General features: G+C 65.6%; 10 protein-coding genes. 2 read left to right on the top strand and 8 right to left on the bottom strand.

Annotation, left to right across the window (positions count from 1 at the left end):
- Positions 1-23: 23 nt before the first annotated feature.
- A complete protein-coding gene (gene acs, locus IOC61_RS11640; protein WP_195688975.1) occupies positions 24-1,976 on the bottom strand; it encodes an acetate--CoA ligase in 1,953 nt (650 codons plus the stop codon).
- A gap of 161 nt (positions 1,977-2,137) precedes the next feature.
- Positions 2,138-2,698, bottom strand: coding sequence for a SprT-like domain-containing protein (locus tag IOC61_RS11635; RefSeq protein WP_195688974.1), 561 nt, complete (start codon positions 2,696-2,698; stop codon positions 2,138-2,140).
- Between the two features lie 83 nt (positions 2,699-2,781).
- On the opposite strand from IOC61_RS11635, the gene IOC61_RS11630 reads away from it, so the two are divergent.
- On the top strand, positions 2,782-3,429 hold the full coding sequence (locus IOC61_RS11630; protein WP_195688973.1) for a YecA family protein: 648 nt from the start codon (positions 2,782-2,784) through the stop codon (positions 3,427-3,429).
- Positions 3,430-3,556: 127 nt separating this feature from the next.
- Here IOC61_RS11630 and IOC61_RS11625 read toward each other — a convergent pair whose 3' ends face one another.
- Positions 3,557-4,678, bottom strand: a complete 1,122-nt coding sequence (locus IOC61_RS11625) for a phospholipase D-like domain-containing protein (protein ID WP_195688972.1) — start codon at positions 4,676-4,678, stop codon at positions 3,557-3,559.
- Between the two features lie 130 nt (positions 4,679-4,808).
- Here IOC61_RS11625 and plsB point away from each other — a divergent pair, with 130 nt between their 5' ends.
- The gene (gene plsB, locus IOC61_RS11620; RefSeq protein WP_195688971.1) at positions 4,809-7,259 is read left to right on the top strand and encodes a glycerol-3-phosphate 1-O-acyltransferase PlsB; all 2,451 of its coding nucleotides are present in this window, start codon (positions 4,809-4,811) and stop codon (positions 7,257-7,259) included.
- Here the strand turns inward: plsB and IOC61_RS11615 are convergent, their stop codons facing one another.
- From IOC61_RS11615 to aceE, 5 genes are all read right to left on the bottom strand, one after another.
- A complete protein-coding gene (locus tag IOC61_RS11615; protein WP_195688970.1) occupies positions 7,260-8,024 on the bottom strand; it encodes a class I SAM-dependent methyltransferase in 765 nt (254 codons plus the stop codon).
- Entirely contained in the window at positions 8,021-8,740 is a 720-nt protein-coding gene (tsaB, locus tag IOC61_RS11610; RefSeq protein ID WP_195688969.1) for a tRNA (adenosine(37)-N6)-threonylcarbamoyltransferase complex dimerization subunit type 1 TsaB, read from the bottom strand. The genes IOC61_RS11615 and tsaB overlap by 4 nt, the downstream gene beginning before the upstream one ends.
- 263 nt (positions 8,741-9,003) lie before the next feature.
- The gene (gene adk / locus IOC61_RS11605; protein WP_195688968.1) at positions 9,004-9,660 is read right to left on the bottom strand and encodes an adenylate kinase; all 657 of its coding nucleotides are present in this window, start codon (positions 9,658-9,660) and stop codon (positions 9,004-9,006) included.
- A 240-nt stretch (positions 9,661-9,900) separates the two neighbouring features.
- On the bottom strand, positions 9,901-11,925 hold the full coding sequence (aceF, locus tag IOC61_RS11600) for a pyruvate dehydrogenase complex dihydrolipoyllysine-residue acetyltransferase (RefSeq protein WP_195688967.1): 2,025 nt from the start codon (positions 11,923-11,925) through the stop codon (positions 9,901-9,903).
- Between the two features lie 58 nt (positions 11,926-11,983).
- Complete coding sequence (gene aceE, locus IOC61_RS11595; protein ID WP_195688966.1) at positions 11,984-14,662, bottom strand: pyruvate dehydrogenase (acetyl-transferring), homodimeric type; 2,679 nt, start codon at positions 14,660-14,662, stop codon at positions 11,984-11,986.
- Between the last annotated feature and the right edge of the window lie 223 nt (positions 14,663-14,885).

The following is a 14,885-nucleotide window of genomic DNA, read 5'->3' as shown; positions in this document are numbered from 1 at the left end:
GGCATCAGCCGGGTCGCACCGCCTCAGCGGTTGGCGCGATGCTCGATCAGCTCATCGACAACACTCGGATCCGCCAGGGTGCTGGTGTCACCCAGGCCATCGGTCTCGTTGGCCGCGATCTTGCGCAGGATACGCCGCATGATCTTGCCTGAGCGGGTCTTGGGCAGGTCGGCGGCCCACTGAATGACGTCGGGAGACGCGATGGGGCCGATCTCGGTGCGGATCCACTTGACGAGCTCCTTCTGCAGCGCTTCGCTGGGCTCGTGCCCCTCGGTGAGGGTCACGTAGATATAGATCCCCTGCCCCTTGATATCGTGGGGGAAGCCGACCACCGCCGCTTCGGCGACGGCATCATGGGCCACCAGCGCCGATTCGATCTCGGCGGTCCCCATGCGGTGACCGGAGACGTTGAGCACATCATCGACACGACCGGTGATCCAGTAGTAGCCATCCTCGTCGCGACGGCAGCCATCCCCGGTGAAGTACATTCCCGGGTAGGTGGAGAAGTAGGTCTGGGTAAAGCGCTCGTGATCCCCCCAGATGGAGCGCGCGATGCCCGGCCAGGAGTCGAGAATCACCAGGTTGCCCTCGGCCGCGCCCTCCATCAGGTTGCCATCGTTATCGACGATCCCCGGCCGTACACCGAATAGCGGAAGCGTGGCGGAGCCGGGCTTGAGGGCGGTGGCTCCGGGCAGCGGCGCGATCAGGATGCCGCCATTTTCGGTCTGCCACCAGGTATCGACGACCGGACACCTGGAGTTCCCGATCACGCGGTAGTACCACTCCCATGCCTCGGGGTTGATGGGCTCACCCACCGAGCCGAGCAGACGCAGGCTCTCCCGAGTGCTCGAGGCCATGACATCATCGCCATGGGCGCGCAGGGCACGAATCGCGGTGGGGGCGGTATAGAGGATATTGACCTGGTGCTTGTCGACGATCTCCCCCATCCGGCCGGGTGTCGGATAGTTGGGCACCCCCTCGAACATCAGGGTGGTGCCACCATTGGCAAGCGGCCCGTAGACGATATAACTGTGCCCGGTGACCCAGCCCACATCGGCGGTGCACCAGTAGATATCGCCGTCGTGATAGTCGAAGACATACTGGTGGGTCAGGGAAACAAAGGTCAGGTAGCCGCCGGTGGTGTGCTTCATGCCCTTGGGGGCACCGGTGGAGCCGGAGGTATAGAGGATGAACAGCGGATCCTCGGCTCCCATCTCCTCGGCGGCACACTCGGTGGGCTGGCCGTCGACCTGCTCGTGATACCAGAGATCGCGCCCCTCGTGCCAGTCGATGTCGCCCCCGGTGCGCTTGACCACCAGCACCTTCTCGCAAACCTCGGCGCCCTGACGGGTCAGGGCCGCATCGACATTGTCCTTGAGCGGCACCTGCTTGCCGCCTCGCACGGACTCATCGGCGGTGATGATCAGCTTGGACTGCGCCCCGATCACACGCTGGGCCACGGCATCCGGAGAGAAGCCGCCGAACACCACCGAGTGCACCGCCCCGATGCGGGCACAGGCCAGCATGGCCACGGCTGCCTCGGGGATCATCGGCATGTAGAGCGTGACCACATCCCCCTTGCCGATGCCGAGCGCCTTGAGGGCATTGGCCAGCTGGCAGGTTCTGGCATGCAGTTCACGATAGGTGATGTGCTGGGATTCGTTGGGATCGTCACCCTCCCAGATGATGGCGGTCTGATCCCCTCGGGTTTCCAGATGGCGATCGAGACAGTTGGCGCTGGCATTGAGGGTCCCGTCCTCGAACCAGCGAATATCGACGTTCTTGGGATCCAGAGAGGAGTGCTTGATCTTGGTCGGCGCCTTGATCCAGTCGAGGCGCTTGGCCTGCTCCGCCCAGTAGCCCTCGGGATCCTCGATCGACTGGCGATAGAGCGCCTCATATTTCGCCTTGTCGATCCAGGCTTTCTTCGCCAGCGCCTCGGGAACCGGGTAGGTGTTCTTGTGCAGCTCCGTCATACAAAAGACCTCTTGATCAGGGAGAGAGTCGGGCAAACCGTTTCCAATCGAATGCGAGTTGGGCGTGCCGGCTCCATGAAAACCACTTTCAGCATATAGGTCTCGGCACGGCCTTCCATTTAGACCTTGGTAGAAATAAAAACTCCTTTAATTACACTAACTTAAGCAAACAATTCGGGCGAATCACTCGAAAGATAGACCAACGTCTGAGCACAGTGGCAGCAGCGATATACCCGTCCGCCACGTACCAGGGCGTGACGCCGAGGCGTGAAGCGATGCTCGCGACAAGCACAGGCATAGCGATAGGGGGCGGGGCTCGACCGTCCGGTATCGAAGCGATGGGTGGTGCGCGGTTCGAGACCGAAGAGGCGACGCATCACCATCTGCCACTCCCGGCCGTGAGGCCGTGCCCGTCGACCATCCTTCAGGTGATGAACCAGCCAGTGGGCCATCTCGTGGGGTACCACCTCGACCAGAAACTCGACACGATTCTCGGCATACAGCACCGGGTTGAAGCGAAGCCCACCGCGACCGAAGTGCGCCTGGCCCGCACTCCTGCCGCGCAGATCGAGCCACACCCGGGGCCTGGGCAAATCGGGGTGGACCTCGCGGCACAGCGAATAGGCCTCCTCGACCCGCTCCCTCAGGGCGCACGCGAGATCAGGCCCAGCCAGGGAAGCCAGGGTTTCGGGGTCGGGGTGGGGCAAGGCGGCATGCTTCATGAGTGATAGAATGGCGCCTTGTCCCCGGAGCGTAAAGCCCCTGGCACCTGCCTAAGCCCGTGAATCAGCGTGAGAGAGCCACGATGTCCGACACCCCACTGCCCGAACCCCTGCTCGACGATGATCAGCTCGACCGTCTCGACGACTTCCTGGCCTCGGAGCGTGTTTCCGAGGATGCCCTGGACCTGATCGGTACCCATGGCTTTCTGGTCGCCCTGGCCGTCAGCCCTCGAGAAGTGCCGCCGGCGACCTGGGTGGCGGAGCTGTTTCAGGGGGAGCCATCCTTCACCGACGACGGCGAGCGCGAGACGATCCTCGGGCTACTGGAGCAATTGCGTCATAACGCCATCGCCGCCCTGGAGCAGGGTCTGCTGCCGGAGCTGCCCTTCGAGCTGACTCTGGACGATATCCCGCCGGAGGAGACTCCCATCGGCGACTGGTGTGCCGGCTTCATGGAGGGGGTATTCCTCGATGAGCCTGGCTGGTTCGAGGAGGACGAGGAGGCCGCCGCCACCCTGTTGCTGCCCTTTATGGCGCTCTCAGGGCTGTTCGATGATGAGCCGGACATGGCCGAGTTCACGACCGATACCGCCCGGCTAGAGGGGCTCGTCCGCCAGCTGCCGGAGCTGGTGCTGGACCTCTACCTTCACTATCGCGTCCCCCCGGAAACCCCCAAGCCGATGCCGCGCAAGAAGAAGCCCGCCGGGCGCAGAAAAGGCGGCAAGCGGTAACGGGAAGCCCCTGGGGGCAGGCCCCGGCGGAAGGGACACCGTAAGCAAGGTGCACCAAGGCGAGCTGGGCGACTTGGCCGGGGCCTGTCCCCTGAAGACGCACTCAGGCTCCTGCAGCTTATCCAAGTTATCTAAGCCGGGTCAGCATGCCGTCGAGGGTGCCGAACAGCCACTCCTTGAGGCGCTGCAGCAGGGGGCGCCGTGACCACATCCGGGGCTCGATCTCGTGACTATCGGCGAAGTGCTGCTCGAACAGCAGCGCCACCTCGCCGGCGAAACGCCGATCACTCACCTCCTGGTTGGCCTCCAGGTTCCAGTGCAGGCTCCAGTGGTCGAAGTTGCAGGACCCCAGGCTGACCCAGTCATCGACCAGCGAGAACTTGGCGTGGATAAAGGTCGGCTGGAATTCATGGATATGCACCCCGGCCTTGAGCAGACGACCGTAGAAACGCTGCCCTGCATAGCGTACCCCAGGGTGGTCATGGCGCTTGCCGGGCAACAGCAGGCGCACCTCGACGCCCCGACGCGCCGCCCGTGCCAGACGCAGGCGCAGGCTGAAGGTGGGCGCGAAGTAGGGAGTGCAGATCCAGATGCGCTGACGAGCGGATGCCACGCGCTCATGCAACGAGTGGCGAATCGCCTGGTAGCGGTAGCCCTGGCCCCAGATCGCCCGACCGCGCATGCCGCGATAACCGCTCTCCGCCTGAGCCGCGGTGGAGAGTCCGCGCACCAGCGACGCGGGCCCCCGGCCTCGTGTGAGGGGGGAGTCCCACAGGCGGCAGAACAGACGTACCCAGTCGGCCACCACGGGCCCCTGGATACGCACCGCCACCTCGTACCAGGCGTCGAGAAACTCGTCCACGGCCCCGAAACCGCCGGTAAAGGCGACCCGACCATCGACGACCACCAGCTTGCGGTGGTCGCGGGTCAGGTTTCGGGTCAGGGAGTGCAACCCCAGCGGATTGAAGAAGCGCAGCGCAACCCCGCCCTCCTGCAGGCGCTCGCGATCATGACGGGAAAGGCCCATGGCGCCATAGCCGTCGAGCAGTAGAAGTACCGTCACACCGCGCTGGGCGCTACTGACCAGCGCATCGATCAGGGCCGTGGCCAGCCGTCCCGACTCCATCAAGTAGAGCTCGATCAGTATCGAGGCATGCGCCTGCTCGATGGCCTCGAACATGGCCGGAAGGAAGCGGCTCGCCTCCGGCAGCAGTTCGAAGTGATTGCCGTCTCGCCAGTTCCCGTGCATGACCATATCCCTGTCCGCGTCACTACATCCCCCTGATACGGGTGCCGTGGCACCGAGTCGCCACTGACCCGAGGCCTCGCGACGACTATACTGGCCTTTCCTTCTTCTTTCCTGCGTCCGAGGCAAACGGATGGCCTTGCTGCACACCTTGACCACTCCCCTGCGCGTGGTGATGACCCGCATGATCGCCGCCTGGGTCCGGCCGCGCCTGATCGAGCCATCTCCCGCCGAACTGGGGATCGCCGCCGAACTGCCGGTCCTCTATGTGCTGCCTCGCACCGCCTGGAGCGATACCTGGCTGCTCGGCTCCCTCACCTCCCGTCATGGCCTGCCCGCCGCCGACAGCCGCCGCCGCTTCGCGGGCCTGAGCCTCCCTGGCTGCCTGGCGCTGCCACGCCGACGCCAGCGTCATACCGCGGGCCACGCGCCCCCCTTCGAGGCGCTGATCGAACGCCTCGAGGCCGATCCGGCGCTGGCGGTGCAGCTGGTGCCGGTCAGCATCTTCTGGGGGCGTGCTCCCGGCAAGCGATTCGGATTCTGGCGCATGGTCGCCGCCGACAGCTGGCAGCTGACCGGGCGCCTGCGCCGGCTGCTGGCGGTGCTGGTCAATCGCCGCAGCGTGGAGATCCACTTCGGCGCCCCGCTGATGCTGCGCGACCTCTGTGACGGCCGCGACCCGGCCCTCACCAATCGCAAGGCGGCAAGGCTGTTGCGTGTGCACTTCCGCCGGGTGCGTAGCCGGGTGCTGGGCCCGGACCTCTCCCACCGCCGCACCCTGATCGAAGGCGTGGCATCGAGCTCCCACGTGGGCCGGGTGATCGATGAGCTCGCCGGCGAAGGGCGCCAGTCACGGCCTCGCCTGGAGCGTCGCGCCCGCCGCTACGGGCGCGAGATCGCCTCCAACATGACCTATCCGGTGCTGCGGTTCATGGATGGCTTGCTGCGCCGGCTGTGGAACCACCTCTATGACGGTGTCGACGTGCGCGGCCTGGAGGCGATCAAGCCGCTGGCCGAGGACCATACCCTCGTCTATGTACCGTGCCACCGCAGCCATATCGACTACCTCCTGCTCTCCTACGTGCTCTATCAGGAGGGCCTGATGCCGCCGCATATCGCCGCCGGACGCAACCTGGACATGCCCTTGGTCGGACCACTGCTGCGGCGTGGCGGCGCCTTCTTCCTGCGCCGCAGTTTCCGCGACAATCGGCTCTATGGCGCGGTATTCAAGGAATACCTGCATCGCCTGATCGCCCGCGGGCATCCGCTGGAGTATTTCATGGAAGGCGGTCGCTCCCGCAGCGGTCGCATGCTGCCCGCGCGTCCCGGCATGCTGGCCATGACGCTGCGCTCCTTCCTGCGCAGCCACGCCGCCGGCCAGGCCCAGCCGCTGGCCTTCATTCCGGTCTATATCGGCTACGAGCGGGTGATCGAAAGTGCCAGCTACCAGCGCGAGCTGCGCGGCGGCAGGAAGCGCAAGGAGACCCCGCTCTCCCTGCTTCGGGTCCTTGGCAAGCTACGTCAACCCTTCGGTCGCGTGAGCCTCAACATCGGCGAGCCACTGCGACTGGCCGACTACCTGGATCATGAGCTGGGCAGGCAGTGGCGGAATGAGCCCGGCTCCCAGCCGGCGTGGCTCAACGACCTGGTACCCCGGCTGGGGGAAACCCTCAATCGACGCATCAATGCCGCCGCCGCCCTCAATCCGGTCAATATGGTGGCCCTGGTGCTACTGGCCACTCCTCACCATGCCATCGAGGAGCGCCTGCTGGTGCGCCAGCTTTCACTGCTGGCGGCGCTGCAGCGGCGCATGCCGGCTCCCACACGGGCCAGCCTGCCGGAGGGCGACCCCGAGGCCTGGATCGCCCAGGCACTGGCGCTGGGCATGATCCAGCGCCGTGATCAGTCCCTCGGCGACATCCTGCTTGCCGACACCCACCAGGCCAGCCAGCTGGGCTGGTATCGCAACAACGTGCTGCACCTCTTCGCCCTAGCCGGGCTCACCGCCTTCGCCTTTCGCCACCAGCCGAGACACTCCCTCGATGAGCTCTCGGCCCTGCTGGCCCCCGGCTGGCCGATTCTCGCTCGCGAGCTGATGGTGACCCCGCCCCTCGACCTGCGCGAGGCGCTGGCGGCGATGCTCGAGGTGCTGGTCGAACAGGAACTGCTGGAGCCGGATGGCGAGGGGGGCTGGCGGCGCTTCGAGGACCGCCTGGAGGCGGGCGAAAGCCTCGACCTGCTGGGTCAACTGATGCAGCCATCACTGGAGCGTGGCTACCTGCTGCTGGCGGTGCTGATCCACGCGGGCTCGGGCCATCTGACGGCCGAGTCGCTGGCCGAGCACGGCCGGCTGCTTGCCGAACGACTGGCGGTGCTCTCGGGGCTCGACGCACCGGAGTTCTTCGACACCCGGCTGTTCGTCAGCCTGGTGGAGAGCCTGGAGCTGGAGGGCTGGCTGTGGCGCGACGCCGAAGACCGACTCATCTTCGATGATCGACTGCGCGACGCTGCCAGGCGCTCAAGCAAGCTGTTCGACCCGGCCCTGCGCCGCCGCCTGCAGCTGATCACCCGCCGTGGAGAGTGATCATCCTGTCTTCAGGCTGCGATGCACATAGAGGTCATAGCGACTGGTCTTGCCCTCGATCACATGGCGCGGGGCGGGCCCCTCGATCGCCGGTGCCTTCCTGGGCCGCTTGACCACCACCCGGTGGGTAGCGACATCCAGCGCCGCCTCCAGCAGACGCGGCGCATCCGCATCGTCGCCCGCCAGGGTGCGGAACAGGCGCATCTCCTTCTTGACCAGCGCCGACTTCTCGCGATGGGGAAACATCGGATCCAGATGGATGACCTGAGGCGCGAAGCCCGATTCGGCTACCCGGGCCTCGAGATCACGGCCGGCATCGCCATGCACCAGCTGCATCCGCATGGCGATCTCGGCGGTTTCAGCATCGGCCAGGGCCCTGGCCAGGCCATCCTCGAGCAGGGCGAAGATCGCCGCGACTCGCTCCATCATCAGCACCCGGGCGCCCAGGCTTGCCAGCACGAAGGCATCACGGCCCAGGCCGGCGGTGGCATCCACCACCGCCGGCGTCACGCCCTGGGTGAACCCGCAGGCGCGGGCGATCAGCTGTCCGCGCCCACCGCCGAAGCGTCGCCGATGGGCGGCGCGCCCGGCGGTAAAGTCGACCGCCAGCGGCTGACCGAAGCGCCCGGGATCGCCCTCCAGGACCAGGCGCGCCTCTCGCCGCGCCAGCAGGAGTTCGGCATCCTGGGCGAAGGGAAGGCCCAGACGCTCGGCCAGCGTTGCCAGCGCCGGGTCACTTACCGCCACCGGCAAGCGCTCACTCATTTCGCCGCGCCTGCATCCATCTTCTTCCAGGCCACCTCGTTGCGCAGGTAGACCGGCTGGGCGAGGTGGGCCGGCTGCCCCCTCCCCGCCTCCAGCTCCCGCAGGGCCAACAGCGCCATATCGGCGGCGTCCGCCTCCATCTCGGGCAGCTGCCGACTGACGCCTGCCTGCACCCGGGCAGGCATCCGTTCGCTCAGGCTCCAACCGGATCCCACGCCGACCCAGCCATGGTCATCTTCCATCACCGGCAGGCAGAGCCGCTCGGGGGCCATCACTGCCTCGTCGAGAAGCGGCTCCGGCAGCCCCTCGACGCACTGCCAGGCGGCCACGTAGATCTCGCCCATGCGCGCATCCAGGGCGGTCACCATTCGGCGAAACTGGTAGCGACGATGAGCGCCCAGCGCCAGGGCCGCCAGGGTCGAGACCCCGATCAGCGGGCGGTCGAGGCCGTAGGCGAGCCCCTGGGCGGCGCCTGCGGCAATGCGCAGGCCGGTAAAGGAGCCGGGACCGTGGCCATAGGCCACGGCGTCGAGCTCGGCGGGACGCACCCCCGCCTCGGCCAGCACCTCGTCGACCATGGGCAACAGACGCCGGGTGTGCTCTCGGGGGGTCAGGGCGAAACGGGAAATCAGCTCGTCATCGGCACCGGAGCGCCGCCGCAACAGCGCAGCGGAGCAGGCGCTCGAGGAAGCATCCAGGGCCAGCAGGATCGACATGGCACCACCATCTCGGGTAAACGGGCCGCCATTATACGCGGCCGGGCCCCAGACGACGATGGCCCGCTTTACGCGGGCCATCTTGGCTGCCAGGTCCGGCCAGAAAACGCGGGCGCGGGGCTGTTCCGGCGAAAGGTCTGTTCGGGGGCGCTGTGAACCCCTCCCTGGGCGCTACCGACGCCTTCCCTGGCGTAGGACCCCCTCCAGACCTTTCCCCGACGCCCCGCTACCACCGAAGGGCTTTCTGTTTTCCCCCTCGAGGTTCAGCCCTCGAGTGCCTTGATCACCTGCGCCTTGATCTCGTCGACGCTGCCGACGCCCTCCACCCGATGGTAGGTCGGCGCGCTCTCGGGATCCTGCTCGGCCCAGGCCTGGTAGTAGTCGACCAGCGGCGCGGTCTGCTCATGGTAGACCGCCAGACGGTTGCGTACAGTAGACTCGCGGTCATCCTCACGCTGGATGAGCGCCTCGCCGGTCACGTCATCCTTGCCCTCTTCCCTGGGCGGGTTATGGTCGACATGGTAGACGCGCCCCGAGCCCGGGTGCACACGACGACCGGCCATGCGGCTGACGATCTCCTCGTCATCCACGGCGATCTCGAGCACGTGATCGAGCTTCACCCGGGCCTCCTTCATGGCGTCGGCCTGGGGGATGGTGCGCGGGAAGCCGTCGAACAAAAAGCCGTTGGCGCAGTCCGGCTGAGCGATGCGCTCCTTGACCAGGGCGATGATGATATCGTCGGATACCAGACCGCCGCTGTTCATGATCTCCTTGACCTTGATGCCCAGCTCGCTGCCCTCCTTGACGGCGGTACGCAGCATGTCACCGGTCGAGATCTGCGGAATCTTGAAGCGTTCGCAGATGAACTGGGCCTGGGTGCCCTTGCCGGCACCGGGGGCGCCCAACAGGATCAAACGCATGTTAGTGTCCTCGTGTTCAAGTGGTTGTCAGATTTGAAGAAATAGTGGGGGGAGGAACGATAACCGCGGCCCACGGTCAGCACAAGCGTCGGACATTGCCGAACTCCCTCCGCGACTGGAAAGCGCCTTTTGTTTCAAGGGTATCGGCTCGAATTGCACTTTGGTCTTGGCATTCCTGCAGAGGCCGGAAATGACGACGGCGCCCGCAGGCGCCGTCGTGTGGCGGGTGGGAGCCCCGCCCTACAGCAGTAGCCGACGGATATCGGTCAGCAGCTGCCCCAGCAGTGCGGTAAAGCGCGCCGCATCGGCACCGTTGACGGCCCGGTGGTCATAGGAGAGGCTCAGCGGCATCATCAGTCGCGGCTGGAAGCTTGCGCCATCCCATACCGGCTTCATCGACGCCTTGGAGACTCCAAGGATAGCCACCTCCGGCGCGTTGACGATGGGGGTAAAGGCGGTGCCGCCGATGGAACCCAGGCTGGAGATGGTGAAGCAGCCACCGGTCATCTCCTCGCGCTTGAGCTTCTTCGACTGCGCCTTTCCCGCCAGCTCCACCGACTCCTTGGCCAGGTCGATCAGCGACTTCTGGTCGGCATCGCGAATCACCGGCACCATCAGGCCATCGGGCGTGTCCACGGCGATGCCGATATGCACGTACTTCTTGTGCACCAGGGTCTCGCCGTCGCTCTTCAGGCTGACGTTGAACTGGGGGTACTGGCGCAGCGCGAAGGCGCACGCCTTGATCAGGAAGGGCAGCGGCGTGAGCTTGGCCCCCTGGGCCTCCGCCTCGGCCTTCATCGACTTGCGGAAGGCCTCCAGCTCGGTGATATCCGCCTCGTCGAACTGGGTGACGTGGGGCAGATTGACCCAGCTGCGGTGGAGGTTGGTGGCACCCATCTTCATCAGGCGCCCCATGGGCTTCTCTTCCACCTCGCCGAACTGGCTGAAGTCCTGATCGGGAATCGGCGGAATGCCCGAGCCAGCCGCCTGGGCGGCGCTGCCTGCCTCGGCCTTGCCCTGGTTGGCCATCACCTGCTTGACGTAGGCGTGGACATCCTCCTTGAGAACCCGGCTCTTGGGCCCACTGGGCTTGACCAAGGCGAGGTCGACGCCCAGCTCGCGGGCCAGCATGCGCACCGCGGGACCGGCGTGTACCAGCTTGCCATCGCGGGGCTGGTGAGCCGCCATCTCGGCTTCCGGGCTCGGCGTGCCTGGCGCCGTCGTCGCGGGCTTCTCGGCCTTGGGCGACTCGCTCCGAGAGGGCTCGGGGCGCTTCTTGGACGCCTGGCTGGCCGCGGGCTTGGCGGCAGCCGTCTCGATATAGCCGATCAGGTCGCCCTCGGAGACACTGTCGCCCTCCTTGACCACGAGCTCCACCAGCTTGCCCTTGAACGGGCTCGGCACATCCATGGAGGCCTTGTCGGACTCCAGGGTGATCAGTGGCGTCTCTTCCTCCACCTCATCACCGGCGGCCACGGCCACCTCGATGATTGGCACGTCGCTGGCGCCGCCCAGATCCGGAACGCGGACCTCCTGACGTTCGGGCTCTCCCGAGGAGGCCGGCTCTTCCGGCTCTTCCGACTCCTCCGGCTCATCGTCAGTCTCGCTAGCCGCGGCCGTCGAGGTGGCATCCCCCGGGGCGTCCGCTGCCTCATCGCCCTCCTCGCCGGCGATCTCCATGGTGCCGATGACATCGCCTTCCGAGACGGTATCCCCCTCCTTGACGGTCAGGGTCACCACCTTGCCCTGGTGCGGGCTGGGCACATCCATGGAGGCCTTATCGGACTCCAGGGTGATCAGCGGTGCCTCCAGGTCGATCTCGTCGCCCTCGGCCACGGCGACATCGATCACCTCGACGTCGCTGTCACCTCCCAGATCGGGCACGGTGATGTCCACGGTGCGCTTGCCACCGCCGCTGGCCGACGGCTTCTCGGCGGCAGCCTCCTTCTCGGGCGCCTGGTCGCTCTCGTCGGGCGCTTGGTCGCTCTGCTTCTCGCTCTCGGCGGCCGACTCCGTCTCGCCGCCACCCTCGAGCTCCAGCTCGACAATAGCGTCCCCCTCGGAGACGGTATCGCCCTCCTTGACCAGCACCTTGGCCACCTTGCCGCCCTTGGGCGACGGCACATCCATGCTGGCCTTGTCGGACTCCAGGGTGATCAGGGTGTCTTCGGCCTCGATGACGTCGCCTTCCGACACCGCGATCTCGATGATCTCCACATCGGTATCGCCGCCGATGTCCGGTACTTTGATGATTTCGCTACTCAAGGTCGCGCTCCTTCCAAATCGTGCCTGGAAGGGGCGGGCATCCGCCCGCCCCACCGGATCAGTCGGTCAGCGGATTCGGCTTGGCCGGATCGATGTTGTACTTGCTCAGCGCCTCGCCGATCACCTTGCGATCGAGCTCGCCGCGCTCGGCCAGCGCCTTGAGCGCCGCCACCACCACGAAGTGACGGTCAACCTCGAAGAACTCGCGGAGCTTCTCCCGAGTGTCCGAACGCCCGAAGCCATCGGTACCCAGCACATGGAAGTCGGTGGGCACCCAGGCACGCACCTGATCGGCGAACAGGCGCATGTAGTCGGTAGAGGCGATGGCCGGCCCCTGACGACCCTCGAGACAGCGCGTCACATGGGGCTTGGCCGGCTCCGCTTCGGGGTCGAGGAAGGCCTGGCGGTCCAGTGCCAGCGCCTCGCGGCGCAGTTCGTTGAAGCTGGGCACACTCCAGATATCGGCACCCACGCCCCAGTCGTCGCGCAGCAGCTCGGCGGCGGCCTCCACCTCGCGCATGATGGTGCCGGAGCCCATCAGCTGGACCCTGGCCTTGTCCCCCTGGGTCTCGCGCAGCAGGTACATGCCCTTGATGATGTCCTCGGCGGGCACCTCCTCCATTTCGGGGTGCTCGTAGTTCTCGTTCATCACCGTCAGGTAGTAGAAGCAGTTCTCCTTGTCGACGAACATGCGCTTCAGGCCATCCTGCACGATGACCGCCAGCTCATGGGCATAGGTCGGGTCGTAGCTGCGGCAGTTGGGGATCATCGCCGCCTGCAGGTGGCTGTGGCCATCCTGGTGCTGCAGCCCCTCGCCATTGAGCGTGGTGCGCCCGGCGGTTCCCCCCACCATGAAGCCGCGTGCCTGCATGTCGCCGGCGGCCCAGGCCAGGTCCCCGATACGCTGGAAACCGAACATCGAGTAGTAGATATAGAACGGCAACAGCGGCAGGCCATTGTTGGCGTAGGAAGTTGCCGCGGCGATCCACGAGGACATGGCGCCCGCCTCGTTGATGCCCTCCTCGAGGACCTGACCGGCCTTGTCCTCGCGATAGAACATCAGCTGGCCCTTGTCCATGGGCTCATACTTCTGACCGCCGGGGCTGTAGATACCCAGCTGACGGAACATGCCCTCCATGCCGAAGGTGCGGGCCTCGTCGGGCACGATCGGCACCACCTGCTTGCCGAACGACTTGTGCTTCACCAGACCATTGAGAATCCGCACGAAGGTCATGGTGGTAGAGACCTCGCGCCCCTTCGAGCCGCCCAGCTGGCTGGCGAAGATCTTGTCGTCCAGGCCGGGGATATCGAGTGGCTCGAAGTCGTACTGGCGCGCCGGCAGGTAGCCGCCGAGGCGCTCACGCTGGAGATGCATGTACTTCATCTCCGGGGTGTCGTCGGCCGGCTTGTAATAGGGGATCTCGTGCTCGATCGCTTCGTCGGAGACGGGAATGCCGAAGCGATCGCGGAAGCGCTTGAGCACCTCGGGGTCGTCGATGGACTTGACCTGGTGCGCCTCGTTGTCCGCCTCGCCGCCATCGGCCCCCAGGCCGTACCCCTTGACGGTATGCGCCAGCACCACGGTGGGGCGCCCCTTGGCGTTGTTCACCGCTTCATGGTAGGCCGCATAGACCTTGAACGGGTCATGGCCACCACGGTTGAGCTTCCAGATGTCGTCATCGGACATCCCCTCGACCATCTCGGCGGTCTCGGGGTACTTGCCGAAGAAGTGCTCCCGGGTATAGCCGCCCCCCATGGCCTTGCAGTTCTGGTATTCGCCGTCGACGGTCTCATCCATGACCTTCTGCAACACACCCTTCTTGTCCTTCTCGAAGAGCGGATCCCACAGGCGCCCCCAGACCACCTTGAGCACGTTCCATCCAGCCCCCCGGAACACGCCCTCGAGCTCATCCATGATCCGCGAGTTACCCCGTACCGGACCATCGAGACGCTGCAGGTTGCAGTTGACCACGAAGATCAGGTTATCGAGCTTTTCACGGCTGGCCAGGTGGATCGCCCCCAGGGACTCCGGCTCGTCGCACTCGCCATCACCCAGGAAGCACCAGATCTTGCGATCCTGCATCGGTTGCAGGCCACGCTGATCCAGGTATTTCATCACGTGGGCCTGATAGATGGCCATGATCGGGCCCAGGCCCATGGAAACGGTGGGCAGCTGCCAGAAGTCGGGCATCAGCCAGGGGTGCGGGTAGGAGGAGAGGCCATTGCCGTCAACCTCCTGGCGATAGCGATCCATCTGCTCCTCGGTGAGGCGGCCTTCGAGGAAGGCACGGGCATAGATACCCGGGGAGCTGTGGCCCTGAATGAAGACCAGGTCACCCTTGAAATCGCCGTTGGCAGCGCGGAAGAAGTGGTTGAACCCCACTTCATAGAGAGTCGCGCTGGACATGTAGCTGGCCAGGTGGCCACCGATGCCCTTGTGCTTGCGGTTCGCCCGGGTAACCATCGCCGCCATGTTCCAGCGGATCATCGAGCGGATCTTGCGCTCCATGAAGAGATCCCCCGGCATCGGTGCCTCGCGATGCACGGGAATCGTGTTGCGATGGGGCGTAGTTGCCGAGAAAGGGGGCTGGGTACCGTCACGGCGCAGGCGGTCGGCCAGGCGGGTCAGCAGATGCCGGGCACGCTCCTCGCCCTCGTACTCCAGGACTGATTCGAGGGCTTCCAACCACTCTGCGGTCTCGACCGGGTCGAGATCCTCTCTTGCCTCCAGACTCATAGACGTCTCTCCGAATGACGATGGATGTTGCATGCCCGCTGCTGCGCGGAAAGCAGGGCGTTCTGCTGCCAGAGAGGCATTACACCCCGGGATTTTGTGTAATTTTATTACGTCACGACGCAAAAAAACCGCCGTTTCTTCGCGAAAGATACAGTAAACCTCGCCACCTGCCAAAGCAACCTTGCATGGAATTGATTTCCAAACATTTGATACTGCACCGCAA

It is taken from the genome of Halomonas sp. KAO, assembly GCF_015595025.1.
GTDB lineage: Bacteria > Pseudomonadota > Gammaproteobacteria > Pseudomonadales > Halomonadaceae > Halomonas.
Note: the sequence above shows the minus strand (reverse complement) of the source record. Positions and strands in the feature narration are given on the sequence as shown.